The 26889-nt window shown below is 38.7% G+C and carries 24 protein-coding genes and 2 tRNA genes; all 26 read right to left on the bottom strand.

Features of this window, described 5'->3' with window-relative positions; translation table 11 throughout:
- Nucleotides 1–48 precede the first annotated feature (48 nt).
- Nucleotides 49–1206, bottom strand: coding sequence for a sodium ion-translocating decarboxylase subunit beta (locus tag AC4PID_RS10760; RefSeq protein WP_492132013.1), 1158 nt, complete (start codon nucleotides 1204–1206; stop codon nucleotides 49–51).
- Nucleotides 1207–1240: 34 nt separating this feature from the next.
- A complete protein-coding gene (locus AC4PID_RS10755; RefSeq protein ID WP_492132012.1) occupies nucleotides 1241–1636 on the bottom strand; it encodes a biotin/lipoyl-containing protein in 396 nt (131 codons plus the stop codon).
- A 27-nt stretch (nucleotides 1637–1663) separates the two neighbouring features.
- Nucleotides 1664–2077: an OadG family protein gene (locus AC4PID_RS10750; RefSeq protein WP_492132011.1), complete on the bottom strand. Its 414-nt coding sequence runs from the start codon at nucleotides 2075–2077 to the stop codon at nucleotides 1664–1666.
- A gap of 13 nt (nucleotides 2078–2090) precedes the next feature.
- Nucleotides 2091–3638 (bottom strand): methylmalonyl-CoA decarboxylase subunit alpha, encoded by a 1548-nt coding sequence (gene mmdA / locus AC4PID_RS10745; RefSeq protein WP_492132010.1) that lies wholly within the window; start codon nucleotides 3636–3638, stop codon nucleotides 2091–2093.
- 23 nt (nucleotides 3639–3661) lie between these two features.
- The gene (mce, locus tag AC4PID_RS10740; protein WP_492132009.1) at nucleotides 3662–4063 is read right to left on the bottom strand and encodes a methylmalonyl-CoA epimerase; all 402 of its coding nucleotides are present in this window, start codon (nucleotides 4061–4063) and stop codon (nucleotides 3662–3664) included.
- A gap of 156 nt (nucleotides 4064–4219) precedes the next feature.
- Nucleotides 4220–5167, bottom strand: coding sequence for a methylmalonyl Co-A mutase-associated GTPase MeaB (meaB, locus tag AC4PID_RS10735; protein WP_492132008.1), 948 nt, complete (start codon nucleotides 5165–5167; stop codon nucleotides 4220–4222).
- A 141-nt stretch (nucleotides 5168–5308) separates the two neighbouring features.
- A complete protein-coding gene (locus AC4PID_RS10730; RefSeq protein ID WP_492132007.1) occupies nucleotides 5309–5704 on the bottom strand; it encodes a cobalamin B12-binding domain-containing protein in 396 nt (131 codons plus the stop codon).
- A gap of 27 nt (nucleotides 5705–5731) precedes the next feature.
- On the bottom strand, nucleotides 5732–7408 hold the full coding sequence (locus AC4PID_RS10725; protein WP_492132006.1) for an acyl-CoA mutase large subunit family protein: 1677 nt from the start codon (nucleotides 7406–7408) through the stop codon (nucleotides 5732–5734).
- Between the two features lie 347 nt (nucleotides 7409–7755).
- Complete coding sequence (locus AC4PID_RS10720; RefSeq protein WP_492132005.1) at nucleotides 7756–8337, bottom strand: class I SAM-dependent methyltransferase; 582 nt, start codon at nucleotides 8335–8337, stop codon at nucleotides 7756–7758.
- Between the two features lie 62 nt (nucleotides 8338–8399).
- On the bottom strand, nucleotides 8400–8951 hold the full coding sequence (locus AC4PID_RS10715; RefSeq protein ID WP_492132004.1) for a Fe-S-containing hydro-lyase: 552 nt from the start codon (nucleotides 8949–8951) through the stop codon (nucleotides 8400–8402).
- A gap of 9 nt (nucleotides 8952–8960) precedes the next feature.
- Nucleotides 8961–9803: a fumarate hydratase gene (locus AC4PID_RS10710; protein ID WP_492132003.1), complete on the bottom strand. Its 843-nt coding sequence runs from the start codon at nucleotides 9801–9803 to the stop codon at nucleotides 8961–8963.
- A gap of 11 nt (nucleotides 9804–9814) precedes the next feature.
- Nucleotides 9815–10213: a thioesterase family protein gene (locus AC4PID_RS10705; protein WP_492132002.1), complete on the bottom strand. Its 399-nt coding sequence runs from the start codon at nucleotides 10211–10213 to the stop codon at nucleotides 9815–9817.
- A 154-nt stretch (nucleotides 10214–10367) separates the two neighbouring features.
- On the bottom strand, nucleotides 10368–12353 hold the full coding sequence (gene ftsH, locus AC4PID_RS10700; RefSeq protein ID WP_492132001.1) for an ATP-dependent zinc metalloprotease FtsH: 1986 nt from the start codon (nucleotides 12351–12353) through the stop codon (nucleotides 10368–10370).
- Nucleotides 12354–12415: 62 nt separating this feature from the next.
- Nucleotides 12416–13750, bottom strand: a complete 1335-nt coding sequence (tilS, locus tag AC4PID_RS10695; RefSeq protein WP_492132000.1) for a tRNA lysidine(34) synthetase TilS — start codon at nucleotides 13748–13750, stop codon at nucleotides 12416–12418.
- A gap of 90 nt (nucleotides 13751–13840) precedes the next feature.
- Nucleotides 13841–15190: a TldD/PmbA family protein gene (locus AC4PID_RS10690; protein ID WP_492131999.1), complete on the bottom strand. Its 1350-nt coding sequence runs from the start codon at nucleotides 15188–15190 to the stop codon at nucleotides 13841–13843.
- Complete coding sequence (locus tag AC4PID_RS10685; RefSeq protein ID WP_492131998.1) at nucleotides 15190–16578, bottom strand: TldD/PmbA family protein; 1389 nt, start codon at nucleotides 16576–16578, stop codon at nucleotides 15190–15192. The genes AC4PID_RS10690 and AC4PID_RS10685 overlap by 1 nt, the downstream gene beginning before the upstream one ends.
- 126 nt (nucleotides 16579–16704) lie before the next feature.
- Nucleotides 16705–16780 (bottom strand) — tRNA-Thr (locus AC4PID_RS10680).
- A gap of 55 nt (nucleotides 16781–16835) precedes the next feature.
- A tRNA-Asp gene (locus AC4PID_RS10675) sits at nucleotides 16836–16912 on the bottom strand.
- 114 nt (nucleotides 16913–17026) lie between these two features.
- Entirely contained in the window at nucleotides 17027–17950 is a 924-nt protein-coding gene (locus AC4PID_RS10670; protein ID WP_492131997.1) for a Ppx/GppA phosphatase family protein, read from the bottom strand.
- 10 nt (nucleotides 17951–17960) lie between these two features.
- Entirely contained in the window at nucleotides 17961–18287 is a 327-nt protein-coding gene (locus tag AC4PID_RS10665) for an FtsB family cell division protein (RefSeq protein WP_492131996.1), read from the bottom strand.
- Nucleotides 18288–18296: 9 nt separating this feature from the next.
- A complete protein-coding gene (locus AC4PID_RS10660; protein ID WP_492131995.1) occupies nucleotides 18297–18548 on the bottom strand; it encodes an RNA-binding S4 domain-containing protein in 252 nt (83 codons plus the stop codon).
- A gap of 161 nt (nucleotides 18549–18709) precedes the next feature.
- Nucleotides 18710–18988: an HU family DNA-binding protein gene (locus AC4PID_RS10655; RefSeq protein WP_492131994.1), complete on the bottom strand. Its 279-nt coding sequence runs from the start codon at nucleotides 18986–18988 to the stop codon at nucleotides 18710–18712.
- Nucleotides 18989–19084: 96 nt separating this feature from the next.
- Nucleotides 19085–20527 (bottom strand): bifunctional methyltransferase/pyrophosphohydrolase YabN, encoded by a 1443-nt coding sequence (gene yabN / locus AC4PID_RS10650; protein ID WP_492131993.1) that lies wholly within the window; start codon nucleotides 20525–20527, stop codon nucleotides 19085–19087.
- A gap of 9 nt (nucleotides 20528–20536) precedes the next feature.
- The gene (locus tag AC4PID_RS10645) at nucleotides 20537–22153 is read right to left on the bottom strand and encodes a putative polysaccharide biosynthesis protein (protein WP_492131992.1); all 1617 of its coding nucleotides are present in this window, start codon (nucleotides 22151–22153) and stop codon (nucleotides 20537–20539) included.
- Between the two features lie 199 nt (nucleotides 22154–22352).
- Complete coding sequence (locus AC4PID_RS10640; protein ID WP_492131991.1) at nucleotides 22353–23360, bottom strand: peptidylprolyl isomerase; 1008 nt, start codon at nucleotides 23358–23360, stop codon at nucleotides 22353–22355.
- Between the two features lie 58 nt (nucleotides 23361–23418).
- Nucleotides 23419–26889, bottom strand: a complete 3471-nt coding sequence (gene mfd / locus AC4PID_RS10635) for a transcription-repair coupling factor (protein WP_492131990.1) — start codon at nucleotides 26887–26889, stop codon at nucleotides 23419–23421.

Genomic DNA, 26889 nt, shown 5'->3' with positions numbered 1-26889 from the left:
TTAAGTCTAGATTTTGGCAGTTATCATTTAATCCGCATGTATACCTTATTAGAAACCTTGGAACAGAGATAACAACACACCTGCTGATACGGCTGATCCAATTACACCAGCAACGTTCGGACCCATGGCATGCATGAGTAGGAAGTTCCCTGGATTTTCCTTTTGACCGACAACTTGCGAAACACGTGCTGCCATTGGTACTGCAGATACACCCGCTGAACCGATGAGTGGATTAACCGGATCTTTTGTCACCTTATTCATAATCTTCGCTAAGATAACACCTGCTGCTGTACCAAATGCAAACGCGATAACGCCTAACGCCATGATTGCAATCGTCTTTATATTTAAGAATGCTTCTGCTGAAGCAGTGGCACCTACGGTTACACCAAGGAAAATCGTTACGATGTTCATGAGTGCATTTTGCGCTGTATCACTTAAACGTGTTACCGCACCCGACTCCTTAAAGAGGTTACCCAGCATCAACATCCCTACTAGCGCTGCTGCCGGTGGTACGATAAGAGATACGATCAGTGTTGTCATAATTGGGAAGACAATTTTCTCAAGTTTAGAAACAGGTCTAAGCTGTTTCATAACGATTTTTCTTTCTTCCTTTGTTGTTAGTGCTTTCATAATTGGCGGCTGAATAACAGGTACCAGTGCCATATATGAATATGCCGCTACTGCGATTGATCCTAGTAAGTGCGGTGCTAATTTCGATGATAAGAAGATCGCTGTTGGACCATCTGCACCACCTATGATACCAATAGATGCTGCCTCAGTTGGTGTAAACAGACCTGATGCGATTGCACCTAAGAACGTTATGAAGATACCAAACTGTGCTGCTGCACCTAGTAAAAGTGACTTTGGATTTGCAATCAATGGACCAAAGTCTGTCATCGCGCCAACCCCTAAGAAGATAAGTGGTGGGAAGATGCCCAAGTGGTCCCCTTGATATAAATAGTATAATAAACCACCAATCTCAGCGACGTGACCATCTGCACCCATTACAGGTTCAGCCATTAGGCCAGCCAGTGGTAAGTTCGTAAGGAACATACCAAATGAGATTGGGATTAACAATAACGGTTCAAAACCCTTCTTAATCGCTAGGAACATCAGAATAAACGCGATGAGGATCATGATGCCGTTTCCAACTGTCATATTGGCAATACCAGTTGACAGGTAAAAATCATTTATTGTTTGTAGCATCTTGTATCTCCTTTCGATTTTAGTCTGTGATCGATTAACCGATTACAACTAAAACGTCTCCTGAATTTACTGATGCACCTTTTGATACTGTGATTGATTTAACTGTACCTGCTACTGGTGCCATGATTTCATTTTCCATTTTCATCGCTTCTAGGATGAGTAATACCGCACCACTCGCTACAGTATCGCCAACGTTCACTTTAATATCAAGGATAGTTCCAGGCATTGGAGATGCCACTACTTCGCCATCGCCTGCTACTGGAGCTGGTGCTGGTGCAGCTTTAGGCGCTGCTGCAGGTGCTGGAGCTGCTTTTGGTGCAGATGCTACTGGTGCAGCTGGTCTGCTAACTGGTGCAGATGCTACGCCACCTAATTCTTCTACTTCAACTTCATATGATTTGCCGTTTACCGTTATATTAAACTTCTTCATGTTATCCTCCATCCAATCTAATGATTATTAAAATCTTGCTTTCATGACATCACTACGTCCCAACTGTCCCCAAGTCGGTGTCGTATCTTGGATACGTCTAATGTTGGTGACTCTGATCGTTTGAACTGAAGTGTTTAAACTAGCCGCAATCGCTGCGGATATAACGGCGATCAACTCTTCATCGTCTTCATTTGAAGTCATCACTACTTCTGGTTGTTTTTGTGTTACAACTACCGGTTGTTTAACATTCTTTACTTCGCTGCTTTTTTCAATGCTTCTAATCGCTTTTGACATTAAAACTGTTAAAAACCAAATTAAAATTAAAGCGATAAAAGTGATGCCCATACCTAAGAGGATGACTTGCCCAGTTGCAGCAAGCTTATCTCCTAATGACATTTGCGCAAAGGAATCAGCATGCTTAAATTGTTCTAACGCACTCATCTATTTACCTCTCTTATAATGGGATATTGCCGTGCTTTTTAGAAGGTCTAATTTCACGTTTTGATGCTAACATATCAAACGCGTCAATTAATCTAGCTCTTGTTTGAGCAGGCTCTATAACATCGTCAACAAATCCGCGTTCAGCCGCTTTATATGGCGTTGCGAACTCATCAGTATATTCTTGAATCACTCTAGCTCTTGTCTCAACAGGGTTCTCAGAAGATTGAATTTCACCTCTGAAAATAATGTTTGCAGCGCCTTGAGGTCCCATTACTGCGATCTCAGCAGAAGGCCAAGCAAGAACCATATCTGCACCAAGGTCTTTTGAACACATAGCAAGATATGCACCACCGTAAGCTTTACGAGTAATCATCGTTAACTTAGGTACAGTTGCTTCACTGTATGCGTAAAGCATTTTCGCGCCGTGACGGATAATACCACCGTACTCTTGAGTCGTACCAGGTAAGAACCCAGGAACGTCAACTAGATTTAATAGTGGAATATTAAAAGCATCACAAGTTCTGATGAATCTTGCTGACTTATCAGATGCATTTACATCTAAACAACCTGCGTTTACCTTAGGTTGATTTGCAATGATACCAACTGTTTTGCCATTTAATCTTGCAAGACAAGTAATAATGTTCTTAGCAAAATGTGGCTGATATTCCATATAATCGCCTTCGTCAACCAACGCTCTAATAACATCGAACATGTCATAAGGTTTGTTAGGATTCTCAGGAATAATCGTATTAAGTGTTTCATCTAGTGCACTTAAATCACCTTCACAAAGGTATTCAGGTGCTGTTTCCATATTGTTTGAAGGTAAGAAGCTAAGAAGTCTTCTAATTTCAAGGATACACGCTTCATCATTATCTGACATGAATTGAGCGACACCACTCACTGAGTTGTGCGTCATAGCACCACCAAGTGCCTCAGCCGTAACTTCTTCACCAGTAACCGTTTTAATAACCTGTGGTCCTGTGATAAACATTTGAGAAGTCTGATTCACCATGAAGATAAAGTCAGTTAATGCAGGCGAATAAACCGCACCACCAGCACATGGTCCCATGATTGCTGTGATTTGTGGAATAACACCTGATGCTAAAGTGTTTCTGTAAAAGATCTTACCATAACCAGATAATGCATCCACTGCTTCTTGAATACGTGCACCACCAGAGTCATTGAGACCAACGATTGGCGCGCCCATCTTAAGTGCATTGTCCATAGCTTTCACTATTTTAGCGGCATGCATCTCACCAAGAGAACCACCAACTACTGTAAAGTCTTGAGAATAAGCATAAACCAATCTGCCATCAACTTTACCATAACCGATTACTACACCTTCTGCAGGCGCATCCACTTCTTCCATACCAAAATTAGTACATCTGTGTTTTACGAAAGCATCGAGTTCGACAAACGAACCTTCGTCAAAGAGAATATCAAGTCTCTCTCTAGCCGTTAATTTGCCACTCGCATGTTGTTTCTCGATACGCTTTGTACCGCCTCCTGCGAGGATTTTAGCTTTCTTCTGTCTCAAATCATCAAGTTTGTTAACAGACATCTTAAACCTCCAAATCCCTTTTCTTATCTTTGACTTAATTCTACAAGAACTCTTTTTGAGCTCTTAGGATGAACAAACGCAATCTTTGCGCCACCAGCGCCATAGCGTGGGACTTCATCGATCATCATCATCCCTTTGGATTTCATGTAAGCGATCGCTTCCTCGATATCATCTACCTTAAAAGCGATATGCTGAATACCTTCACCATTTTTTTCGATAAACTTTGCAATTGGACCATCCTCAGAAGTTGACTCTAAAAGCTCAATTTCTGTATCTCCTACAGGTAAAAATGCAACTTTTACTTTTTGGTCTTCTACAACTTCTGTGCCAGCGAGTTCAAGACCAAGCACATCTTGGTAAAAGCTTAATGTTTCATTTAGATCTTTCACTGCAATACCAATATGATCTACTTTTAACGCTTTCATATACACTCTCCAATTCTATTAAATTCTAACAGTCTTAAAAAAAACTGTAAACGGAACAAATTAACTGATAGCCTTGTTGACTTTCATAAATTAAGTGTTCCTTTACTTTTGATTAATATTAATAAACCCTTTGTCTATAAAGTTGACGTCCTAAAATTACTCGCCAAGTGCTGCTTTGTACGCTTCAAACAGCTGATCAACAACACTAAAAGGATCTACGGTTCTCTCTACTATTTGCTGAGACAAATCGTCGAGCTTTTCTTCATTTCTAGAATTATCAAGGATTGATCTTTCGATACGCTCTTTGATCATTTCGACAATTTCGCTCTTTGCATTATTCGTTCTTCTTTCGATAAACTTACCAGAACTCATGAGGTAGTCGCGATGTGACATAATCGATTCTAACAAAACGTCTACACCTTGGTTTTCATAGGCAACAACTAAATTGACAGGAGGACGCCAATCGATTCCTTTGTTAAAATCGAGCATCATATCGATTTCACGAGCCGTTCTTTTTGCACCATCACGATCTGCCTTGTTGACTGCAAAAACATCACCGATTTCCATTACACCTGCTTTTATGGCTTGAATGTCATCACCTAAACCTGGAACCATTACCATTAACGTTGTATCACAGTTTTTAACAATATCAATTTCAGATTGTCCAACACCAACGGTCTCAACAAATATGACATCTACGCCATAAATATCTAAGATCTTAATCGCTGCTGAAGTTGCCTCTGAAATACCACCTAAGTGGCCGCGAGCACCCATGCTTCTAATAAAGACGCCCTTGTCTGTACTAAGGTCATTCATTCGGACTCTATCGCCCAAAATGGCACCTCCAGTAAATGGAGATGTCGGATCCACCGCTACGATGGCTACTGTTTTTCCCTGTTTACGCAACAACTTAGTGAGCTTATCGGTTAAGGTACTTTTTCCGGCACCAGGGGGGCCTGTTATGCCGACGACATATGCGTTTCCGCTATGCGAATAAAGGTCCTTTAATATTGCGAGTCCTTCTGGATCTTTATTCTCTACCATAGAAATAAGTCTTGCTGCTGCACGTTTATCATGGCTGAGAATTTTTTGCTTAATATCCATTTCAACCTCTTTCTCGTCAACCGTTTTTCTTGATTGAACGTGCTTATTTATTCTAAGCCTGCTATGTATTACATAGCAGGCTTATTAATTTGGTTATCTTAATTTATGATGTCATTTGCACCAAGCATTCGCTAAAGACTTCTATAAATTAACGTTTGCTTTGATGAAGTCGATTGTCACTTGTGTTGGTGTGCCTGGTGTGAAGATTTCTTTAATGCCATTCTCTTTTAAGAATGGGATATCGTCTTGTGGAATTACGCCGCCACCGATGACTAAGATATCATCTGCACCTTCTGCTTTTAACTGCTCTACTACTTTTGGTAATAAAGTGTTGTGTGCGCCTGATAAGATACTCATCGCTACACAATCTACGTCTTCTTGGATCGCTGCACTTACGATTTGCTCTGGTGTTTGTCTTAAACCTGTGTAGATAACTTCCATCCCTGCATCTCTGAGTGCTCTTGCGATAACTTTCGCGCCTCTATCATGACCGTCTAATCCCGGCTTTGCTACTAATACTCTAATTGGTCTTTCCATGTCCGTTCCTCCTCATTCTCTCGGCTCTTATAAATTCACTGATTGTTGGTATTCGCCAAACTCTTCTCTCATGACGCCACAGATCTCGCCAAGTGTTGCATATGCTCTTACTGCATTTAAGATGTATGGCATTACGTTGTCTGTACCATTACATGCTGCTCTTAATGCACTGAGTGTTGCTTCTACTTGTCCGTTGTCACGTTTGCTTCTAAGTTCAACCAGCTTATTCTTTTGCATTTGGCCTACTGATGGGTCAACACGTAATAAACCTTTTGGTGCTTCTTCTTCGATTTGGTATTTGTTCATACCTACGACGATGATTTCACCTGACTCTACTTTCTTTTGATAATCATATGATGCATCCATGATTTCTTGTTGGATATAGCCCATATCAATCGCTTTTGTTGCGCCACCGATTTCATCGATTTTTTGGATATATGCCATTGCTGCATCTTCGATTTCTTTTGTTTTTGCTTCAATGTAGTACGAACCTGCTAATGGATCGACAACTTCTGCAACACCGCTCTCATTTGCGACGATTTGTTGTGTTCTAAGCGCTACTCTTACTGAATCTTCTGTTGGTAATGCAAGCGCCTCATCTTTTGAGTTAGTGTGTAAGCTTTGCGTTCCGCCAAGTACAGCTGCAAGCGTTTGGATTGCTACCCTTACGATGTTGTTTTCTGGTTGTTGCGCCGTTAATGTCGAGCCACCAGTTTGTGTGTGGAATTTAAGTTGCATTGATTTTGGGTTAGTTGCACCAAATCTGTCTTTCATGATGCGTGCCCATAATCTTCTTGCTGCTCTATATTTTGATACTTCTTCTAATAAATCGTTGTGTGCGTTGAAGAAGAACGATAATCTCGGTGCAAAGTCATCTACGTTTAAGCCTGCTTTTACTGCTGCTTCTACGTATGCGATACCATCTGCTAGTGTAAAGCCCACTTCTTGTGCTGCAGTTGAGCCCGCTTCTCTAATGTGGTAACCTGAGATTGAGATCGTATTCCAAAGTGGTACGTCTTTTGAACAGAATTCAAAGATATCTGTGATCAAACGCATAGATGGCTCTGTTGGGAAAATGTACGTTCCTCTTGCGATGTACTCTTTTAAGATATCGTTTTGGATCGTTCCTCTTAATTTTTCTGATGACACACCTTGTTTTTCTGCTACTGCGATGTACATTGCAAGTAAAACAGATGCTGGTGCGTTGATTGTCATAGATGTACTTACTTTATCGAGTGGAATACCGTCAAATAGGATTTCCATATCTGCTAATGAGTCGATGGCAACGCCTACTTTTCCTACTTCACCTTCTGAAAGTGGATGATCTGAGTCATATCCGATTTGGGTTGGTAAGTCGAATGCTACTGATAATCCGCTTGATCCTTGCTCAACTAAGAACTTGTAACGCTTGTTTGACTCTTCTGCTGTTGCAAAGCCTGCGTACATTCTCATCGTCCAGAATTGTCCTCTGTACATCGTTGGTTGTACACCACGTGTAAATGGATATTGTCCTGGCAAGCCGATATCGTTCATATAATCGATATCTGCGATATCTACTGGTGTGTAGTATCTGTTAACTGGTGCGCCTGAACCTGTTGTGAATTCTTTTTTACGTTCTGGTCTTTTTTGCAATTTTTCTTGCGTTTTAGCATTCTCTTTATCTACAGCTGCTTTAAGAATAGAAATTTGATCTTTATCAAACATTCTAAATCCTCCTTCACCATTTTTTCTCCGCATCGGGGTTTTACCTCTACTAGAATATCATAAATCCAGTCAAATTACATTGTTTTTGACAAAGTATAATTGTATACTTTTATTACTTTTTTATAAAAAAATGAAGATTTTATTACTAAAATCCCCTTGCAAGAAAACTTGCATGCAATTATACTTTCATTTTAATTGTAAAAATCGTCAGTTATCCACCCTTCAGATTTTTATCATGTACTTGATAGCAGATTTTACCACAAGCGAGATTGTGGCTAAATAAAAAATTCCCTCTACACATGATGAATAAAATGTGTAAAGGGAATAATATTATACGTACCATTTGCTTACTTTTTAGTTAAAATCACATTTAGCCAATATTGTTCAATATGATCACGTCTTGCATCTTGCGTTTGCCACATTTCAGTCAACTCAAAACCTTCCAATTGATCATAGAGCGCTCTGAACTTAGTCTCATCAAAATCATTAAAGAATCGACCATGTCTGATTAATTCATCTTTACCATATTTAAAAGATAAATAAATCACGCCATTAGGTAACAACGCTTCGTAGCATCGTTTTAAAACATCCTTCAGCTCATCTTCTTTAAAATGGAAAAATACCGCACTCGCCCAAATAGCATCAAACTCATTTTTGTATTTGATGTCTTTAACATCGACGAGAAGTACTTCTGTATTTAGAAGAATTTTCCCTCTATTATAGACTTCAGCTGCAAAATCGATAGAAACCACCTCGTAACCCTTTGCATCAAAATGCAAGCTATCTCTTCCAGAGCCAAATCCGACGTCTAAAAGTTTCGCTCCTGGTTTAAGGTGTTTTTCGAATTTCTCATAAATGGGCTGTAGATCTAATTTCAAAGTGTGTTCAATCATACCTGATGCATTAGCATTATAATATTCTCTTATCATAATTTCCCCCTTGATCTTTTATCTCTTTTAGGGCGATCGCATCCATACAACCTGACGCTAGGTTATTTTCTAAATTTCTCAGGTTCGCTGTCGTATAAGTTGTTACCTTCTGTATCTATTACGACTATAGCTGGGAAATCTTCTACCTTTAAGCATCGAAGCGCTTCTGGACCTAGATCTTCAAATGCGACAACAGTATTGCTTTTAATGCTATTTGCAATTAAAGCACCTGCACCGCCGATAGCGGCAAAATAAACCGCTTTATGTCTTTTCATACCCTCGATGACAACGTTATTTCTCTTTCCTTTTCCTACCATCCCTTTTAAGCCTTTTTCTAAAAGTGGTAGTGTCAAATCGTCCATTCTATAGCTAGTGGTTGGGCCACATGCCCCGATAACCTCGCCCGGTCTAGCAGGTGATGGACCAGCATAGTAAACAATCTGACCGTTAAAATCCATTGGTAATTCTTTACCTTCATTTAGAAGATTAACCAGTCTCAAATGTGCCGCATCTCTTGCAGTGAAAATTTCTCCAGTTATGAGTACTTGATCTCCTGATTTTAATGATTTTACAACCTCTTCAGTAAGCGGTGTGTTTATTCTAATTTTATCCATATTCACCTTCTATAAAACAACTTTTTGATGCCTTGAGGCATGACAATTGATATTAACAACGACAGGTAATCCAGCAATATGAGTAGGGAAAGTGTCTGCGTGTACTGCAAGCGCAGTCGTCGTTCCACCTAATCCCTGAGGACCAATTCCCAAATTGTTGATTTTATCTAGTAGTTCAATTTCTAGTTGCTTTATATGTTCATCTCTGTGATGGCTACCAAGAGGTCTAAGTAAAGCTTTTTTAGCGATATAAGCGGCCTTATCCAAAGTACCACCTATACCAATACCGACGACAATAGGTGGACAAGGATTTGATCCAGCTTGTTCAACGGTCTCAATTACAAAAGCCTTAACCCCTTCAATACCATCTGAAGGCTTTAACATCTTTGATCTAGACATATTCTCGCTACCAAAACCTTTAGCAGCAAGCTCTATTTCAAACACATCTCCTTCAACCACTTCATAATAGATAACGCCTGGCGTATTATCACTCGAATTTTTACGTAGCAAAGGATCTGACACAACTGATTTTCTCAGATAGCCCTCATCATATCCTTCTCGGATACCTTGATGAATCGCTTGTTCAAGGGAGCCACCTTTTATTTGAATCTCTTGACCAAGCTTTACAAATGCCACAATCATACCAGTATCTTGGCAGATAGGCGCTTTATAGGTTTTGGCAATCTCTGAATTCTCTATTAAATCATTGATGATATTCAGCCCAATTTGCGATGCTTCAACTGTTTTAGCAGATTCAAACGCACCCCTAACCAAAGGATCTATTTCATAGTTGATCGTTATGCAGGCTTCTTTAACTTTTTGAGTTACCTCTTTTGCTTCTATGCCTCTCATCCTATACCTCCCTATTTTGATTGTGCCTTTTGGTTCACTCTCTCAAGGAACGGTTTTGACTCAATAATATATCTACCGTGAGTCCCTTCGCCTATTTTATCCATCTCATCAAACGCTTCAACTTTAAAAAGCAATTTTTTGCCTTCAATTTCTAATAGCTCAGCAGTTGCGGTTACTTTCATACCCATTGGTGTTGCTGCATTGTGTTTAACATTAACAAAAGTACCGACAGTACTATAGCCTTCTGATAGACCTTCACCCGCACAATTAAGTGCTGCATTTTCCATAAGTCCAATCATCATTGGTGTTGAAAACACAAAAATACTGCCACTCCCAAATGCTGCTGCAGTGTGTTTTTCTTCTACTATTAACTCAGAAGTAAAACGATCACCTACTTTTAATTGATGCATAATACCCTCCTCTTTTGCTAGCCCTTTTTTCCTCATTATTATGACTATCATACCATTACAGGCTATGGCATTAAAAGACTTTTCTTGTAAAATGTTGTATTGATATTAAAAACCCCACACCTTTAAAAAAGTGTGGGGTTTACAATTAACTTTCCTATGAATTTGTTGGCACATCTGAGAAAGGATTGTCATTTTTACGTTCCATCTCTTCTTTCTCTTTTTGAGCTTTTAATTTTTCATAAGCAATTCTTTCAAGTTCCTCTTGCTCACGTGCTTGACGTCTTTCTTCTTCTACTTGACTCTTAACCGTATCGATTTTGTCAGCAAGGACATCAATGCCTTCATTAAACGCCAACAAGAATTCTTCACCACTAATCGTTTCAAATTTAAGAAGCGCTTCAGCTATAACATGAAGTTTATCAAGATTTTCTTCTAATAAAGATTTCGCTTTATCATAAGCTGTATCTACGATGTTTCTTACTTCTCTATCAATTTCAGCTGCAACATGCTCTGAGTAGTTTTTCATAGAAGTAAAGTCTCTACCTAAGAACACCTCATCTTCTGAATCATAGCTCATAGAGCCAAGATTGTCACTCATTGCATATTTCATAACCATAGCCTTAGCAATTTTAGTAACTCTACTTAAATCGTTTTGCGCGCCAGTACTGATATCACCGAGCACCAAGCTTTCTGCCACACGACCACCTAAAAGAATGATTAACTCTCTTTCCATTCCCTTTTTAGTTGCATAGCTTCTATCCTCTTCAGGAAGCTGCATCGTGAATCCACCTGCTCTTCCCCTTGGAATAATCGTCACTTGATGAACTGGATCTGATTCTGGAAGTACCTGAGCCAATACAGCATGACCTGCTTCGTGATAAGCAGTTAATTTTCTCTCTTTATCACTAACAATTCGGCTTTTCTTCTCAACACCAGCAATTACTTTAGTAATTGCTTCTTTAATAGATTCCATACGAATCACTTTGTCATCTTTACGTGCTGACAATAATGCTGCTTCATTCATGACATTCTCTAAATCTGCGGGTGTAAAACCTGGCGTTGATTGAGCAAGCTTAGCAAAATCAACATCATTTGCCACTGGTTTATTTTTAGAGTGAATTTTTATAATTTGTTCACGCTCTCTAACATCTGGAACGCCTACCATTACTTGTCTGTCAAAACGACCAGGTCTAAGCAAAGCAGGGTCTAATATGTCAGGTCGGTTTGTAGCCGCTATAACGATAACGCCTTGATTGTCGCCGAAACCATCCATTTCAACTAACAATTGATTCAAGGTTTGTTCTCTTTCATCGTGACCACCACCAAGACCAGCGCCTCTTCTTCTACCTACTGCATCAATCTCATCTATGAAGACGATACAAGGAGAATTCTTTTTAGCTTCTTCAAATAAATCTCTTACACGCGATGCACCAACACCGACAAACATTTCAACGAAATCAGAACCTGAAATTGTATAAAATGGTACGCCAGCTTCTCCTGCGCAAGCTTTTGATAAGTACGTCTTACCAGTTCCTGGAGGGCCTACCATAAGTATGCCTTTAGGAATACGTGCACCCAACGAAAGGTATTTTCTTGGATTTTTTAAGAAATCAACGATTTCTTGCATTTCTTCTTTTTCTTCTTTAAGTCCTGCTACATCTGCAAAAGTGATTTTTTTACCACTATCCTTTACAACTTTAGCACGGCTTTTGCCAAAGGACATAACCTTTGATCCGCCACCTTGAGAGTTTTGCATAAATACAAACCAAAAAACCACAAGGAGTAAAATCATAATAATAGTCGGTAGGATATCAAGCAGAAACGGTGTCGTTGCTGGTGGTATCCCATTGAGTTCAAAGTTATCATTATCAGCCATGTACTGAACGATAACATCTCCCGTCTTAAGTGCCAACATGCTTGGAACATAAGTCGAGAATTCGCTACCGTCTAATAATGCACCGGTCACCTTATTACCGTCTATTTGAACTTCTTTAATTTGATCGTTTCCCAATTTTAGCATAAATTCATCATACGTCAATTCGACCGTTTTTTGTGCATTAACACCGTTAACTGTTACAAAAACTAGAATTGCGATGAAAATCATGATATAAATCGAGGCACCTTTCAAACCTTTCTTCATAGCATCCTCCTTCATCGAGTATACATCATATTATTTTATCATAATTAATCGAGTTCAACAAGTTATTGAAATGACAAGATACAGATGTTTTTAGTATCCGGAGTAATCCTTACAAGATCACTAATCCGCATATTCTCAATCCAAATGATTTTCTCTTCATCACATACAAGCCTTAATTGATCTCGTTTTATATATGGCACCTTTTCATCAATAAAAAACGATTTCACCTTCTTTTTCCCCTTCATTCCAAGAGGGATAAAAGCATCGCCAGGTTGCCTATTTCTAACAGATAGATTGCCGACAATTTTATCAGCATCTATTGCGACTTGAGTCGAACTCAGTTGATATGAGCTGAGCATTTCTAAGTCGATTTTTTTTATTCTTAATGTTTCAATTTCTTCGAACTCGTTCTCTTTTTTTAGCTTTGAATCCTTATAAAAATAAAGTTGATTTGAGCCGAGTCTTACTGAAAAGCAAGAATCAATTTCGATCATTGCCCCAACTCTTTTAAGGTTGGCTATTCTTAAGATTTTATCATATGAAATATTGGTAAGATGTCCTCTTAAGTTTTTAATACACATCCGAATAAGATGATACTTCTCTGCATCCGTCAACTGATTAAAGGGCAAGAGTTCTAAAATAATCGTATCTGTTTCCTTTACAGCAATCCGATTGAAGACTGCCTCAATATGCTTTTGAATAAACGACTTTTCATTTTTAAGAATCTCAGTAGATCGAAAAATAGATTCTACCGCATCCAGTTCGAAAACATCATTGAGCATTGGCATCAATTGATTTCTAATTTTATTCCTTAAATAGTGATTTTCCATGTTGGTACAATCAATTCTAGGTGTCAATTCACAAGCAGCACAATAAGCTTCTATTTCATTTCTAGAGCAGCTTAGTAATGGTCTAATGATCTGTCCTTCGCGACAATAGTCAATAGAAGCTAAACCATCGATGCCAGCACCGCGCATAAGATTTATGAAAAAAGTTTCTGAAATATCATTTTTATTATGCGCCACCGCTATTTTATAATGGTCAAAAGATCTTGCAACCAAATCAAAGGCTTCATATCTTGCATTTCGTCCCGCCTCTTCAAACGATTTTTTCTGATCCTCAGCAATTTTCGTGATGTTTTTTCTAAAAATATGCAATGGTATAGACTTCTCATCACAGTAGGTTTTTACAAACCTTTCATCTTCATCTGCGTCATGACCTCTTAAAAGATGGTTAATGTGCACTGCGACCAGTTCTACCTTCAACTGATCTTTCAGATCATAAAGGACATTTATTAAGGCCAATGAATCCGGACCGCCAGAAAGACCAACGATTAAGGTTTCACCCTCTTGAATCATATTATAGGTTTTAATTGTTTCAAGTACTTTAGCTACCATTATATGCCCCATATGATTTATTATTTAAAATATGAATACGTCATTTGATTTGAAATATTGTATCAGCTGTTTGGAGTTACAAATTAGAATCTATTCACCAGAAATGGTTAAATTATTGATTTTTACTGATGCTGAACCCGTATAGTACCCTGATAAAATAGAAAATCTAAAATCATTTGCAAAGCATTCAATGTCTTTTAACAGATCAAAGAAATTGCCCGAAAGTGTAATTTGACTCACAGGTCGTCCTAATTTTCCAGACTGAATTTCAAATCCATAGCACTGGAGTGAAAAATCACCTGAAATCGTGTCAATACCTGCGTGTAGCCCTTGTAATGAAATAATATATACACCAGAATCAATCCCCTCAATCACTTCATCAAAGCTTTGTTCGCCAGATTCAATGATCAAGTTACTAGGCGCAATCCCTATCGTCCCTTTATAAGAGCCTTTACTAGCATTACCTGTTGAAGTGATGCCCTCTTTTTTAGCTGTTTTTAAGTTGTGGAGAAACGTATTTAATTTACCTTCTTCTACGATGGCTTTTTTAATCGTCGCAACGCCTTCAGCATCAAACGAGGATGATGATAATGCGCCTTGAAGATGCGGATGATCAATCAAAGTAAAAGCTTTTGATGCAATCGTCTCACCTAGATGCCCCTTTAATTTTGACATGTTCTTTTGAACACGCTCAGCATTGAAAATTCCCATGTATGCACTAATGAGTTGCGCAAAGGTTTCATTTTTTATAACAACCGGATAGATGCCTGACGGCATTGAGCTTGCTCCCAGCATCGCCAATGCCTCTGAAGTCGTTTCATCTGCAATCTTACTTGCTGATAACTGTTCAAAATCATCAGAAACATCGTAACCAATCCCCGTTCTTGTATCCGTGCCATCAGAAACAACCGACATTGCATACGCCAAACAATAATTGTATTGATCGGTTACGTTCAGTCCTCTGGTATTTTTTATAACACGAGATCCAGAAACCTCATCATAGCCGTTTTGCGCCAATCGTTTTACTCTTTCATCTTTAGTTAAAATCTCTTTTTCAAGATTTTTCATGAAATTAATTTTAGATTCGATGCTTGATTTTTCAATTGCTTCATTATAGTTATCTATTTCCGTATAAACACCTGAGCCATCATGGAAATAAATTTCATCCTCAGTTTCGATAATTTCAGCATTTTGATACGCTTCATTAACAAGCATTTCTATAGAGGTTTCATCAAAAAGTTCTGTATAAGCATAGCCTACTTTACCATTCAAAATCGCTCTATAGCTTAAACCACCATCCTCTGACAGATTGAATTTTTCAATCTCGCCTTGAAAGACGGAGATATCCGTGCTTTTGTTCTTCATATAATAGACTTCTTGGTCTGAAAATCCCTTTTTAGAACCTAGTTCAAATAATTGGTCAATCCACTTCTCGTTCATTAGATCTCCTCCCTTCCGCCAACAGTAATTTCTGATACTTTAAGCGCCGGTTGTCCAAGACCAGCAGGAATCGATCCACTCACAGAACCGCACATGCCTTCTGCAGAATCAAAATTATCACTAATCATTTCAATTTTATTTAAAATTTCAGCACCAGTACCAATCAGTGTAGCGCCTTTAACCGGTTCTTGAATTTCACCATTTTTGATGATGTAGGCTTCTTCAACCGCAAAGTTAAACTCTCCAGTAGCAGTGTTTACAGAACCACCACCTAAATACTTAGCGTATAATCCGTACTCGATGGAACGAATCATATCTTCAAATTTATCCTTACCATTTAAGATATATGTGTTTGTCATTCTAGAGGTAGGCGCATACTTGTAGGATTGTCTACGTGACGAGCCCGTTACATCGTGATTCATTCGTCTTGCATTTAAACGATCGACCATGTAGCCTTTCAATATACCATTTTCAATCAACACATTACGTCGAGTTGGCGTTCCTTCGTCATCGATGTTTGCAGAGCCCCACTCGTTTGGAACGGTACCGTCATCCACAGCATTAACCACCTCTGACGCAATCTTTTGTCCGAGCTTATCTGCAAATACACTGTTCCCCTTTGCAACAGAGGTTGCTTCCAAACCATGTCCACATGCTTCGTGGAAAATAACACCGCCAAATTTGTTATCCATCACCACTGGAAACTTACCACTTGGTGATGACTTTGCATCTAGCATAGTGAGCGCGATACGGGCAGACTCTTTACCGATCCACGCCACATCAATCTCGTCATAAAGCTCAAAGCCTTTACCAGAACCTTTATTGATACTACCGCCTTGCATTTTACCTTCGTGATTTGCAATTGCACTCACCGTATATCGCGTTCTCGTTCTTTGATCCTCTGCGAATACACCCTCTGTATTTGCCACAAGAACGTTTTGAGTGTAATCCATATAATTGACAACCACTTGATCAATCAACTCACTTGATGATTTAGCTGCATTAAAGCCAACTCTCATGAGATCTATCTTATTTTTCTTAGCCACTTTACTTGGCAGAATCTTTACCGTATGATTCGTTGCATTTTGTGTAATCGCAAAATCAACGCCAGCAAACTTTGGAATACCACTTATTGCTGCCGCTGCCTTTTTAGCCACACTAATTAAATGTGAAGAACCATTTTCACAAGTATAGGTATAAACACTATTTAAGCCTTGGAAAATTCGAATACCAACGCCATAATCTCTACCGGACAGTGACTTCTCAACTTTACCACTTACCATTTCAATTGCGTTGTTATAGCGATCTTCAACGTATACTTCAGCAAAATCGCCACCTGTAGACATCGCTGCAGCTAATACATCTTTTACGACTTGTTTATTGAGCATGTGCACCTCCATTTTTTCTACTTAATCTATCTTAAGCATTAATGATAGCCAATATAAGGCATCAATGTAAACTTTTCATTAATTTTGGTAAAAATAAAACAGCATTTGATTATCAAATGCTGTTAATGGAGCCGGTGATGGGACTCGAACCCGCGACCTACTGATTACAAGTCAGTTGCTCTACCAATTGAGCTACACCGGCATATGTGTATACCCTCAAATCATATCGGGCATATTTTGTGTCACAAAAAATTAAATGGCGATCCAGAAGGGACTCGAACCCTCGACCTCTAGCGTGACAGGCTAGCGTTCTAACCAACTGAACTACTGGACCGCAGTGTGATGCGACAAGTTAAATATTACACGATAATTCAATGTGTGTCAACCGATTTTTTTATATTAAAAGCACTTTATTTAATCAAATTTTACTATCTTTATTGGGTTGTTTTTAAGGCTTCATTTGGTCGATTTTATAAGCAGTATAGCCTTCTAAATTATCGTAATCACTGACAAAGTACCCTTCTAATTTTAAAGTAGTCAATAATTCTTCAAGAATGATGCCGCCTGCGTAGATAATATCAGCACGTTTAGGGTCTAAACCAGTAATATGAAGTTTGTCTTCATTATTCATTTTCTCCAGCTTGCTATTCTGAAGGGCAAGTGTATCTAATCCAACGTACAAGCCGTGTACCTTTTCTCTTGTGTATTCAGCTACAGCATGCACCATCGTTGCATATGTCGTTGCTGTACCACCAATCCCAACGACTTTATCAATTGGAAATTTAAGCAATTCTTCTATCGACTGAGATATGTTATCTGACACAATTTCTCTTAGTTTTTGCACTTCTTGACAGGTAATCGGATCATGAGAAACATAAGCACCCGTTAATCGAACGGCACCGATATTGAGGCTTATTGCATACTTTATACCAGTTCTATCACCCAAAATAAGTTCAGTAGAACCGCCACCGATATCGATGATTAACAAGTTGCCATCCGTTTCACTCCCTAACAGAACGCCTTTAAAGCCAACCTCTGCTTCCAGTGCGCCCGGTATAATATCAATATTTTGACCCGTTCTGTTCTTAACCATCGCATCAAACATATTGGCGTTTTTTGAATCTCTAACCGCACTCGTCGCCATCATAAAAATGGATTCTGATCCAAATGCTAGTGCCTTTTTATAATAAGCATCGATTACCTCTACTGAAGCTCTCATTCTTTCAGAGTCTAGCAATCGCGTTTCGTTTACTTTATAACCGAGACGAGTCATCTCAAGCTCACGATGCACCTCACTAAACTTACCTTCATCAAACTTCGCCAAAAGTAATCTAATTGAGTTAGTCCCTATGTCAATACATCCAATTCGCATAAAACTCCTTTTAATCACCATTTTCCTGGTTCTTCTTTTCATCTTCCAATGCTTTTATCAAATAAATGATTTCATCTGGTTTTACCATTTTGAGCTTTTCTCTTGCTATTTTCTCAACTGCCTCTGGTGTCTTTGAGTAAGCGTATTCATCCTCTAAACGATTAATTTCATGCTCAAGCACCGTAATATCTTCATTTAATTCTGCTTTTGCAACTTCTAGTTCTTTAAGCTTCTGATCCGCTTGAACCATATTGTAAACGAAATAGATGCCAACCAATATCAGCAATACCAACGTCAATCTATTACGTCTTATAAACTTACCACGCTTTTTTTTCAAGTCAGTCACCTACTCTTCCTGTGATATAACCTCGTAAAGCAGTTTTGATGTTTCTTTTGTAACGTGTTCTTCCATCGCAGTAATCCGTATAGAAATGGTCTTTTGACCTAGCTTCAAATCAACTCGATCGCCGATTTTCACTTCAGTACCAGGCTTTGCTTCTTTTCCTTCAACTAGTACACGACCTTGGTCACAAGCTTCTTTTGCAACAGTTCTTCTCTTAATCAATCTTGCATTTTTTAAATATTTATCTATTCTCATGATGTCACCTACTTTATAGATTTATTGACTCTATTTTATCATATAAAATGTCGTTTTATGTATCTGTTTCAAACATTATTACGTCTTAAAATCAGTTAAATAAAAAATAGTATTATAAAATCAAGAAAAAGCAGCTAGGCTGCTTTTTCTTAAAAGTTTTATTATCCGTTTACAGTTTCTTTTAATGCTTTACCAGCTTTGAAAACTGGAGCTTTTGAAGCAGGAATGTTGATTGTTTCTTTAGGATTTCTAGGATTTCTACCAGTTCTTTCTTTTCTTTCTCTAACATCAAAAGTACCAAAGCCAACTAATTGAACTTTACCGCTTTTAGCAAGTTCTTCTTCAACACTCTTCATGAAAGCATTTAATGCTAATTCAGCATCTTTTTTTGTTAAACCAGATTTTTCAGCCATGCTAGCTACTAATTCAGCTTTATTCACAATAAACCTCCTAAAATATTAAGTTGTTTTAACTATTATTAGTATACGTTGAAATTTCAACTTTTACAAGAGTTTTCGTTTATTTTTTTATAAAATCTACCATTTTTTAGAGAGTGTCCAAAGTGCCTCCATCCGTTCTAGTAACTGAGGACTAGGACTTAACCCTTCTTTTTCCAATTCTGCCTCTATAAAGGAGAACCTTTTAATGAACTTTTCAGTAGCATCCACTAGTGCTTGCTCAGCATCTATGCCCGATAATCTTGCTACATTACCTATAATAAGTAATAAATCTCCCATTTCTTCATGGAGTGCCGCCTCATCGCCATTTACAAGTGCTTCCTTAACTTCATTTAATTCTTCTTCTATCTTAGAAACGGCATCACTTGCGGATTTCCAATCAAAACCGACATCTGCAGCTTTTTTCTGAACCTTTTGAGAGCGGATATGACCCGGTAAGCTTTTGGAAACCGCCAACATAGAATCTGTGACGTTCTTCGAGTCTTTTTCTTGATTTTTAATCGCCTGCCAATTGGTCAAAACCTCATCAGAATCCTTTACCACAACATTCGAAAATACATGTGGATGTCTTCTGATCATCTTGTCACAAACCGCTTTGATGATATCACTCATCTCAAAGTAACCGTCTTCAGACGCTATCGTCGCGTGAAAGACAATTTGCAAAAGCACATCTCCCAGTTCATCGACGAGTGCTTCATCATCTTGCTCATCTATGGCTTCTTTTACCTCATACGCTTCTTCAATTAAGTAAGGTGTCAAACTCTCATGAGTTTGCTCACGATCCCACGGGCAACCGTCTTCTGCTCTTAACTTTCTCATTATGCTTTCAAGTTCAAAAAGCTCATGCTTAACGCCTTCACCACCAGAGACAAACAAGCTCGTCAAATGATTAAAATCATCTGGCTGATGGTCCAACTCATATAAAGGCACTTTTTTTATCATCTCTACATTGGGAATACCCGCACCTTTGATAATAGTGACACCTTTTTCATCTGGCCAAAAATTCATAAGTTCAAGCTTAAGCATAGACGCAGTCGTTTGATCATAAACTTGAATAAATAAATGATCCTTCGAAGTGTCGATACGTTCGTTTTCAATATTTAAGGCATCCGCTATTACCAGTCCCCCTACAGGGTCATAATGTAATGCGGTGACGATTGCATCTATGAAACTAGCACCATGTACAATTTCGATTTGGTCAGCAACCTCGTTCATAAGATAGCTGACCGTTTTTTCTGCAACAAAGGGATTCCCTGGAACTGCATATGTGACTGGTTCAGTCTCTGAGAGTCGTTTAACTTCGTCTGCAATCGCTCTGTAAACCTCTTCAAAGGTTTCAAACTGATCATAATAATCATCAAACGAAGTATACACCATTCCACTTTGAACCAAATCTTCTACTACTGGATGACGATCCGTTCTCAAATAGACTTTTCCTTGACCAGTCAACGCCGACATCGCTGCAAGTGTTAAATAATCCTTTCCACCCGGTCCCATACCTACTATTTTTATCGGATACATATCTCACCTCTATTTAAAAAATTTATCATTGATTTTCTTAAGTCTTCTACCACCCGGCATCATTGCGTAATCTTCTTCTGTGATGGTCTTTGTCTTGAATAGCATAATAAAGTAAACCATCACTCCAATACCAATTGCTGCTACTGTCGCAAGCTTAGATGGCATTATCAGAAGTGAACCCATATGAACGAGAACGACGACGACGCTCATCACCAAAACTGCAATCAAAGGCTTAAGCACGACTACCTTTGGATCAAAGGTAATATTAGCATGGCGCTTCATTGTGATTAAGTTCAGTGTGGTTGCAGTTCCGTACGCAGCAAGAGTGGAAATCGCCGCACCATATATATTAATGCTTGGAATCCCAACTAAAACATACGTTAAAATGATTTTAATAATCGCACCTACCATAAGGTTCATCGCTGGACGATTTTGCATGCTAATTCCTTGTAAAACACCTGTGGTTACTTGGAACATACCTAAAAAGATAACACCAAATCCAAGTATTGATAGAATTTGTCCCGTTGTTTGTGCGTATTGAATCTGATTTGGATATAACAGCTCCATAATTGGTTGTGATAAAAGAACCAGACCAGCGGTCGCAGGCATACTGATGATTAAAGTCATTCGAATCCCGTTTTGAATGGTTCTACTCAAGTTCTTTGCTTCATTTCTTACATATAATGCCGCTACTGCAGGAACGATGCTGATCTGAATAGCAGAGGTTATAACTTGAGGTAGATTCACCAACGTTGCAGCATAGCCACTTAGCATACCATAAAGATCATTCGCATTTTCTCCCATACCGATATCTGTTAAACGATTCATAACCAGCATAACATCTATCGTATTCATCAAAGGCATAACTGCTGCACCTAACGTAATAGGAACTGCGATGATACTGATGCGTTTAATCAAAGCACTGTGAGAAAGAATCTTCCCAGTCAACTGATGCGCAATTTCCTTCGCATGCTTCTTTTTAAACTTAATATAAGTAAGAAAGATAATACCAAGTCCTGCGATTGCGCCTGTGGTTGCACCAAATGTTGCACCCGCAGCAGCCAATTCCAAACTTTGATCTAGAAAATAAATCGCCAATCCATATCCGACGATGACTCGACCAAGTTGTTCAAATACTTGAGACATAGCAAATGGTTTCATGTTTTGGAAACCTTGAAAATAGCCTCTAAACACTGCCATTAAAGAAACGATAACGATTGCAGGTGCTAGAGCTTTAAACGCTAGAGCTGCATTTGGATTTTTAATGCCTTCGACGATCATGTCAGCACCAAAGTACATAAATAAAGTACCAAATAAACCGACTGCAGTCATCAGCATCATACCTGACTTAAACGTACGATCGATGTTATCGTATTCACCTAGTGCACGCTGCTCTGAGATCATTTTACCGATCGCGGTAGGAAGTCCAGCGGTTGCTAGAACGATGAAGAAATTGTATATCGGATAAGCACTTGAATAATAGCTCATCCCCTCAGGACCAAGCAGATTGGCTAGAGGAATTTTAAAAAATGCGCCAAGTATTTTAACAAATACACCTGTAATACCTAAAATGAAAGCCCCTTTTACAAATGAATCACTGGCAGGGTGCTGCGTTTTCTTCTCCATTATATACTCCTATATTTACATACACTTAAGATGAATTTTTCATTAACACAACCACAGTTAAAATGCTAATCGATTCATTATAACACATTAGTAATGCTATTTTTAATTAAAAATCAAATAGAAAAACCCTGCATATGGGTATTTTACGCAATACACAAATGCAGGATTTCAAGCCACTATCTGGGCATTTATTCAATTATTAACCTTCAGTTTTAGGGGTTACTTTTTCTATAAAGGTTTCAATACTTGCAGCCGCTTTAAGTTCATCCAATTTCTTTTGATAGAACTCATTGTATAAGCTGTCTTTAAGCTGTTGTTTGAAATCGTTGATCACTGCTTCTTCTTCACCATTTTCAATCAATTGATTAACCGTTAATCGATCTTCAACTTTAATGATGTGGTAACCGTAAGAAGTTTGAACCGGTTCACCAATTTCACCTATCGGTTGAGAAAATGCAGCATTTTCAAATTCTGTTACCATTTGTCCTCTTGAGAAGTAACCAAGGTCACCACCAGTGCTTACTGAGCCTGTGTCTTTAGAGTATGCTGTAACGAGTTCAGAGAAATCTTCGCCTGCATCTAATTTAGCTTTCACTTCAAGTGCAGTTGCTTCGTCATCTACAAGAATATGTCTAGCGCTAACTTGCACTGGTTCATTTGCATAAAGGTCTTCAAGTCTAGCAGTCTCAGCATCAATCATACCATTCACAACTTTAGTGAACTCATCCATAAGAATTGAGCCTTGAACTTGTTTTTCTAAAAAGGCATCTGTTACGCCAATTGAATCATACATCGCTTTCGTTTCAGCATCTTCTTCAAGTAAGCCTTTTAGTTCATCAAATTTTTCTTTAAAAAGATCATCTGAAATGGTATATCCAGTTGAATACACATAAGAACGGATTAAAGAATCATTAACTAACATTTGTAAGATATCTTCTCTTAAAACATCAGCAAATTTAACACCATCTACCTCTTGAGTCAAAATATCTTCGCCATAGTATTGTTTGTAGGCAGTTTCATACATTGCATAATAAATATTGAAGGTATCAACATCCACGACGTCTTCACCAACGATTGCTACTGCGTTTTCTTTAGAAACACCAGTCGTTCCCTCAGTCGTAGAATCTCCACTTTTTGTACTACACCCAGTTAGGGCAATCATCAACACCACTAATAGCAATGCTGTCACTCTTTTTAAATTTGGCATAAGACCTCTCCTCAATTTCTGCTAATGTGATATTAGCTTAATTTCATATCAATTATAATTATATATTCAAATATTCACTATGAAAACTATATATTTTTTCAAGATACATTTCAAGCATTGTTAATTGTTCTTCTTTTTTTCTTAATCTGTTTGTAATTTTGACCTTTAGAAGGGCTGGATTACCTCCAAAGAAGCTAACATTCTTGTTATCATAGTCGAGTACCTGACTGATAAATAATGGGCTAATGGCATAGTTCGACGCAAACTTAAGCGTAAATGCTTTGCCATCCTCTGTCACCTCTTCGATACCGATTGCTTCGCAAAGTGCTTTTATGAATGCAATTTTAATCAAATTGTCAACCGAAGTTGGAACGGTACCAAATCGGTCCTCAATCTCTTCATACACCAGTTCAAGATCTTTTCTGGATTCAATCGCAGCAATTTTCTTATAAATCTCAATTTTAAGCTGATGATTACTGATGTAGTTTTCTGGAATGAAAGCATTGACCGCAAAGTCAATTTTAGCTTGCGGCTTTTCTTTAACCACCTCGCCTTTTTTATGCAAGACACTCTCTTCAAGTAATTTGCAATAAAGATCGTATCCGATGGCTTCCATATAGCCGTGCTGTTCAGTGCCTAACACATTACCTGCACCTCTGATCTCAAGATCGCGCATGGCAATCTTAAAGCCTGCTCCAAGCTCAGTGAATTCCTTAATCGCTTTAAGTCGCTTTTCAGCGATTTCACTTAAAACTTTGTTCTCTTGATAGAAGATATAGCAATAAGCAAGACGATTGCTTCTGCCAACACGTCCTCTTAACTGATATAGCTGAGATAAGCCAAATCGATCGCCATCGTTAATAATGATGGTGTTAACGTTAGAAATATCTAAGCCTGTTTCAATGATAGTAGTCGATACCAGTACATTAAACTCGTTATTCATAAAGTCAACCATTAGTCGTTCCAGTTGATGCTCGTTCATCTGACCGTGTGCATAATGCACGAGCGCCTCTGGTACTAGCTCTTGTATCTTAGCCGCAACGCGATCGATATCCTCGATACGGTTGTGAACAAAGTAAACTTGTCCACCGCGTTCAAGCTCTCTCGCTATCGCTTCACGTACTAAATTTTCATCAAATTCAACCACATACGTCTGTATTGGGTATCTGTCTTCTGGTGGATCTTCAATTACACTCATGTCTCTGATACCGATCATAGACATATGAAGCGTTCTAGGTATCGGTGTCGCCGTCAAGGTCAATACGTCAATGTTTTCTTTCATCTGTTTGATCTTCTCTTTGTGCTTAACGCCAAATCTTTGTTCTTCATCTATAACGAGTAATCCTAAGTCCTTAAATACCACATCGTTTGAAAGGATACGATGCGTTCCAACGACCACATCTACAACGCCACTTTTTAGATCCTTAATGATTTTAGCTTGCTCTGCCTTGGTTCTAAATCTAGAAATCATCTGGATGTTGGCTGGGTACTTAGAAAAACGCTCTGAAATATTTTTAAAGTGCTGTTGTGCCAATATAGTGGTCGGCACTAGGATCGCAACCTGCTTAGAATCTAAAACGGCTTTAAATGCCGCTCTAATAGCAACCTCAGTTTTACCGTATCCAACATCGCCACATAAAAGGCGTTCCATAGGCTCTGCCTTTTCCATATCAACCTTTATTTCATCGATACACTTAAGCTGATCTCTGGTTTCTTGATACGGGAACAAAGCTTCAAACTCTCGCTGCCAATCATTATCCGCAGAAAAAGCATATCCTTTTTTCTCACGACGACTGGCATAAAGCGCAATCAGTTCATCGGTCATATCTTCTATGGCCTTTTTGGCTCTCGACTTGGTTTTCTTCCACTCCTGTCCACCTAAGCGGTTGAGCTTCAGCTTTTCAACGTCAGTCCCCATATACTTTTGAACCAACCCAGCACTTTCAACTGGAATATATAAATAATCATCCTGCGCATATCTCAGTTTAAGGAAGTCTTTTCGCGTTTGATCGATTTTCATCTGTTCGATGCCAAGGTACTGTCCCACCCCGTGGCTTTCATGAACGACATAATCTCCCACTGAAAGCTCACTAAAGGCTTTAATAACTTTTCCCTGTGCCGGTTTTTTTCTTGAAATCTTCTTGCCTTCACCATAGAGCTCAGCCTCAGTTAAAAGTAGGCCTTTAAACGTATCGAAATAGAAGCCACTAGAAAAAGGCTTCATAATGGCAATGGCTTGACCACTCATGACTCGATCTGCATCCCCGGCTTGATTTACCGTTACTTCAAAGCTGTTCATCGCATCGATGAATCGCGTCATACGGTCCTCATTAGTAAATGCAATTAGAATGTGATACCCCTTGATCTTCCACTTTCTCAAATCAAGTGCAATTTGATCAAACTTACCGAAGTATTTGTTCATTTCTCGGGAAGTCAGTTTTATGATTTGGCTAGGTTCAAAGCCATCAGTATGTTTGATTAAAAGCTCTGAGCTGACAAGCTGTCTTAAGGAAAGCTCAGATTTAATTTCTTCAAACTCAAAAACGCGCTTATACTGCTCGGAAATTACTTCGCCACGCTCTAAGTAATCGGAGAATTGTTTTCTATAATCCTGTAAAAACTGATTCATTCTGCTGACGCATTGATTGTTGCCAATTAAGAAAACTACAGGCTCTTCAAACCAATCAAGGAGTGACATGCTGTGTTCAAAGAAAAACGGAAAATAGCGTTCGATGCCATCGACAAAAACGCGTTCCGTCAGATGCTCGATCATCTCTTCGATACGCTCTCTTTTTTCCTTCTTATATTTGCCTTTGATTGCTTTAAGCGCTTCTATCGCCGTTTCTATCCGTTCATCAGAAAGTACCATTTCGCGCGCTGGATAAAGCCAGACACTTTCAAATTTATCCACAGACTTCTGTGTCTCAATGTCGAAATCTCTAATAGAATCGACTTCATCTCCAAAGAACTCTATTCTAAATGGTCGCTCATACAGAGGTGAAAAGACATCAAAGATACCACCTCTTAAGCTGTATTGCCCTTTGGATTCAACGATTTCTACGCGTTCATAGCCGTACATATACAGCTTCTTCTGTAGCTCTCCCATAGGAATCTCAGTAGACAGATCAATTAGAAGACGCTCTGAAAGCTTCGTTGGATATCGATAGACCAAGCTGTTCACAGAAGCAAAAATAATTGGCGCTTTGGTGCTCAAAGCAGTTGCTAATGCCTCAACGCGATCGATGGCCACTTGATTAGAATGTGCAAATGTATCAAACCAAACCAGTTCTCGGCTCGGTAAATAAACCGCCTCTTCGTAAGCTTCAGCAGCAGTTCTCGCCTTGTGCTCGTCCTCAAAGAAGACGATAACAGGTCTTTCTAATGATTGATTGACCTTGGCAGCAACCCACTTGACCACCTGTGGTTCACTTCCATGAACCAGTATCGGACTAATGCCTTCATCTATACTTTTGATTAATGTTTTGATCTCAACCGAATGTTCAAAAAGGTTGCTTAAAAATGTATTCAT

The sequence above is a fragment of the Fusibacter sp. QWL-12 genome (assembly GCF_058683495.1).
This window is presented reverse-complemented; position numbering and strand designations above follow the sequence as displayed.

Excerpts from the sequence above, each read along its gene's own strand:
- AC4PID_RS10760 (WP_492132013.1), bottom strand. The coding sequence starts at position 1,206 with ATGCTACAAACAATAAATGATTTTTACCTGTCAACTGGTATTGCCAAT.
- AC4PID_RS10755 (WP_492132012.1), bottom strand. The coding sequence starts at position 1,636 with ATGAAGAAGTTTAATATAACGGTAAACGGCAAATCATATGAAGTTGAA.
- AC4PID_RS10750 (WP_492132011.1), bottom strand. The coding sequence starts at position 2,077 with ATGAGTGCGTTAGAACAATTTAAGCATGCTGATTCCTTTGCGCAAATG.
- mmdA (WP_492132010.1), bottom strand. The coding sequence starts at position 3,638 with ATGTCTGTTAACAAACTTGATGATTTGAGACAGAAGAAAGCTAAAATC.
- mce (WP_492132009.1), bottom strand. The coding sequence starts at position 4,063 with ATGAAAGCGTTAAAAGTAGATCATATTGGTATTGCAGTGAAAGATCTA.
- meaB (WP_492132008.1), bottom strand. The coding sequence starts at position 5,167 with ATGGATATTAAGCAAAAAATTCTCAGCCATGATAAACGTGCAGCAGCA.
- AC4PID_RS10730 (WP_492132007.1), bottom strand. The coding sequence starts at position 5,704 with ATGGAAAGACCAATTAGAGTATTAGTAGCAAAGCCGGGATTAGACGGT.
- AC4PID_RS10725 (WP_492132006.1), bottom strand. The coding sequence starts at position 7,408 with ATGTTTGATAAAGATCAAATTTCTATTCTTAAAGCAGCTGTAGATAAA.
- AC4PID_RS10720 (WP_492132005.1), bottom strand. The coding sequence starts at position 8,337 with ATGATAAGAGAATATTATAATGCTAATGCATCAGGTATGATTGAACAC.
- AC4PID_RS10715 (WP_492132004.1), bottom strand. The coding sequence starts at position 8,951 with ATGGATAAAATTAGAATAAACACACCGCTTACTGAAGAGGTTGTAAAA.
- AC4PID_RS10710 (WP_492132003.1), bottom strand. The coding sequence starts at position 9,803 with ATGAGAGGCATAGAAGCAAAAGAGGTAACTCAAAAAGTTAAAGAAGCC.
- AC4PID_RS10705 (WP_492132002.1), bottom strand. The coding sequence starts at position 10,213 with ATGCATCAATTAAAAGTAGGTGATCGTTTTACTTCTGAGTTAATAGTA.
- ftsH (WP_492132001.1), bottom strand. The coding sequence starts at position 12,353 with ATGAAGAAAGGTTTGAAAGGTGCCTCGATTTATATCATGATTTTCATC.
- tilS (WP_492132000.1), bottom strand. The coding sequence starts at position 13,750 with ATGGTAGCTAAAGTACTTGAAACAATTAAAACCTATAATATGATTCAA.
- AC4PID_RS10690 (WP_492131999.1), bottom strand. The coding sequence starts at position 15,190 with ATGAACGAGAAGTGGATTGACCAATTATTTGAACTAGGTTCTAAAAAG.
- AC4PID_RS10685 (WP_492131998.1), bottom strand. The coding sequence starts at position 16,578 with ATGCTCAATAAACAAGTCGTAAAAGATGTATTAGCTGCAGCGATGTCT.
- AC4PID_RS10670 (WP_492131997.1), bottom strand. The coding sequence starts at position 17,950 with ATGCGAATTGGATGTATTGACATAGGGACTAACTCAATTAGATTACTT.
- AC4PID_RS10660 (WP_492131995.1), bottom strand. The coding sequence starts at position 18,548 with ATGAGAATAGATAAATATTTAAAAAATGCAAGATTGATTAAGAGAAGA.
- yabN (WP_492131993.1), bottom strand. The coding sequence starts at position 20,527 with ATGTATCCGATAAAAATAGTAGGTATGGGACCGGGTGGAAAGGATTAT.
- AC4PID_RS10645 (WP_492131992.1), bottom strand. The coding sequence starts at position 22,153 with ATGGAGAAGAAAACGCAGCACCCTGCCAGTGATTCATTTGTAAAAGGG.
- AC4PID_RS10640 (WP_492131991.1), bottom strand. The coding sequence starts at position 23,360 with ATGCCAAATTTAAAAAGAGTGACAGCATTGCTATTAGTGGTGTTGATG.
- mfd (WP_492131990.1), bottom strand. The coding sequence starts at position 26,889 with ATGAATACATTTTTAAGCAACCTTTTTGAACATTCGGTTGAGATCAAA.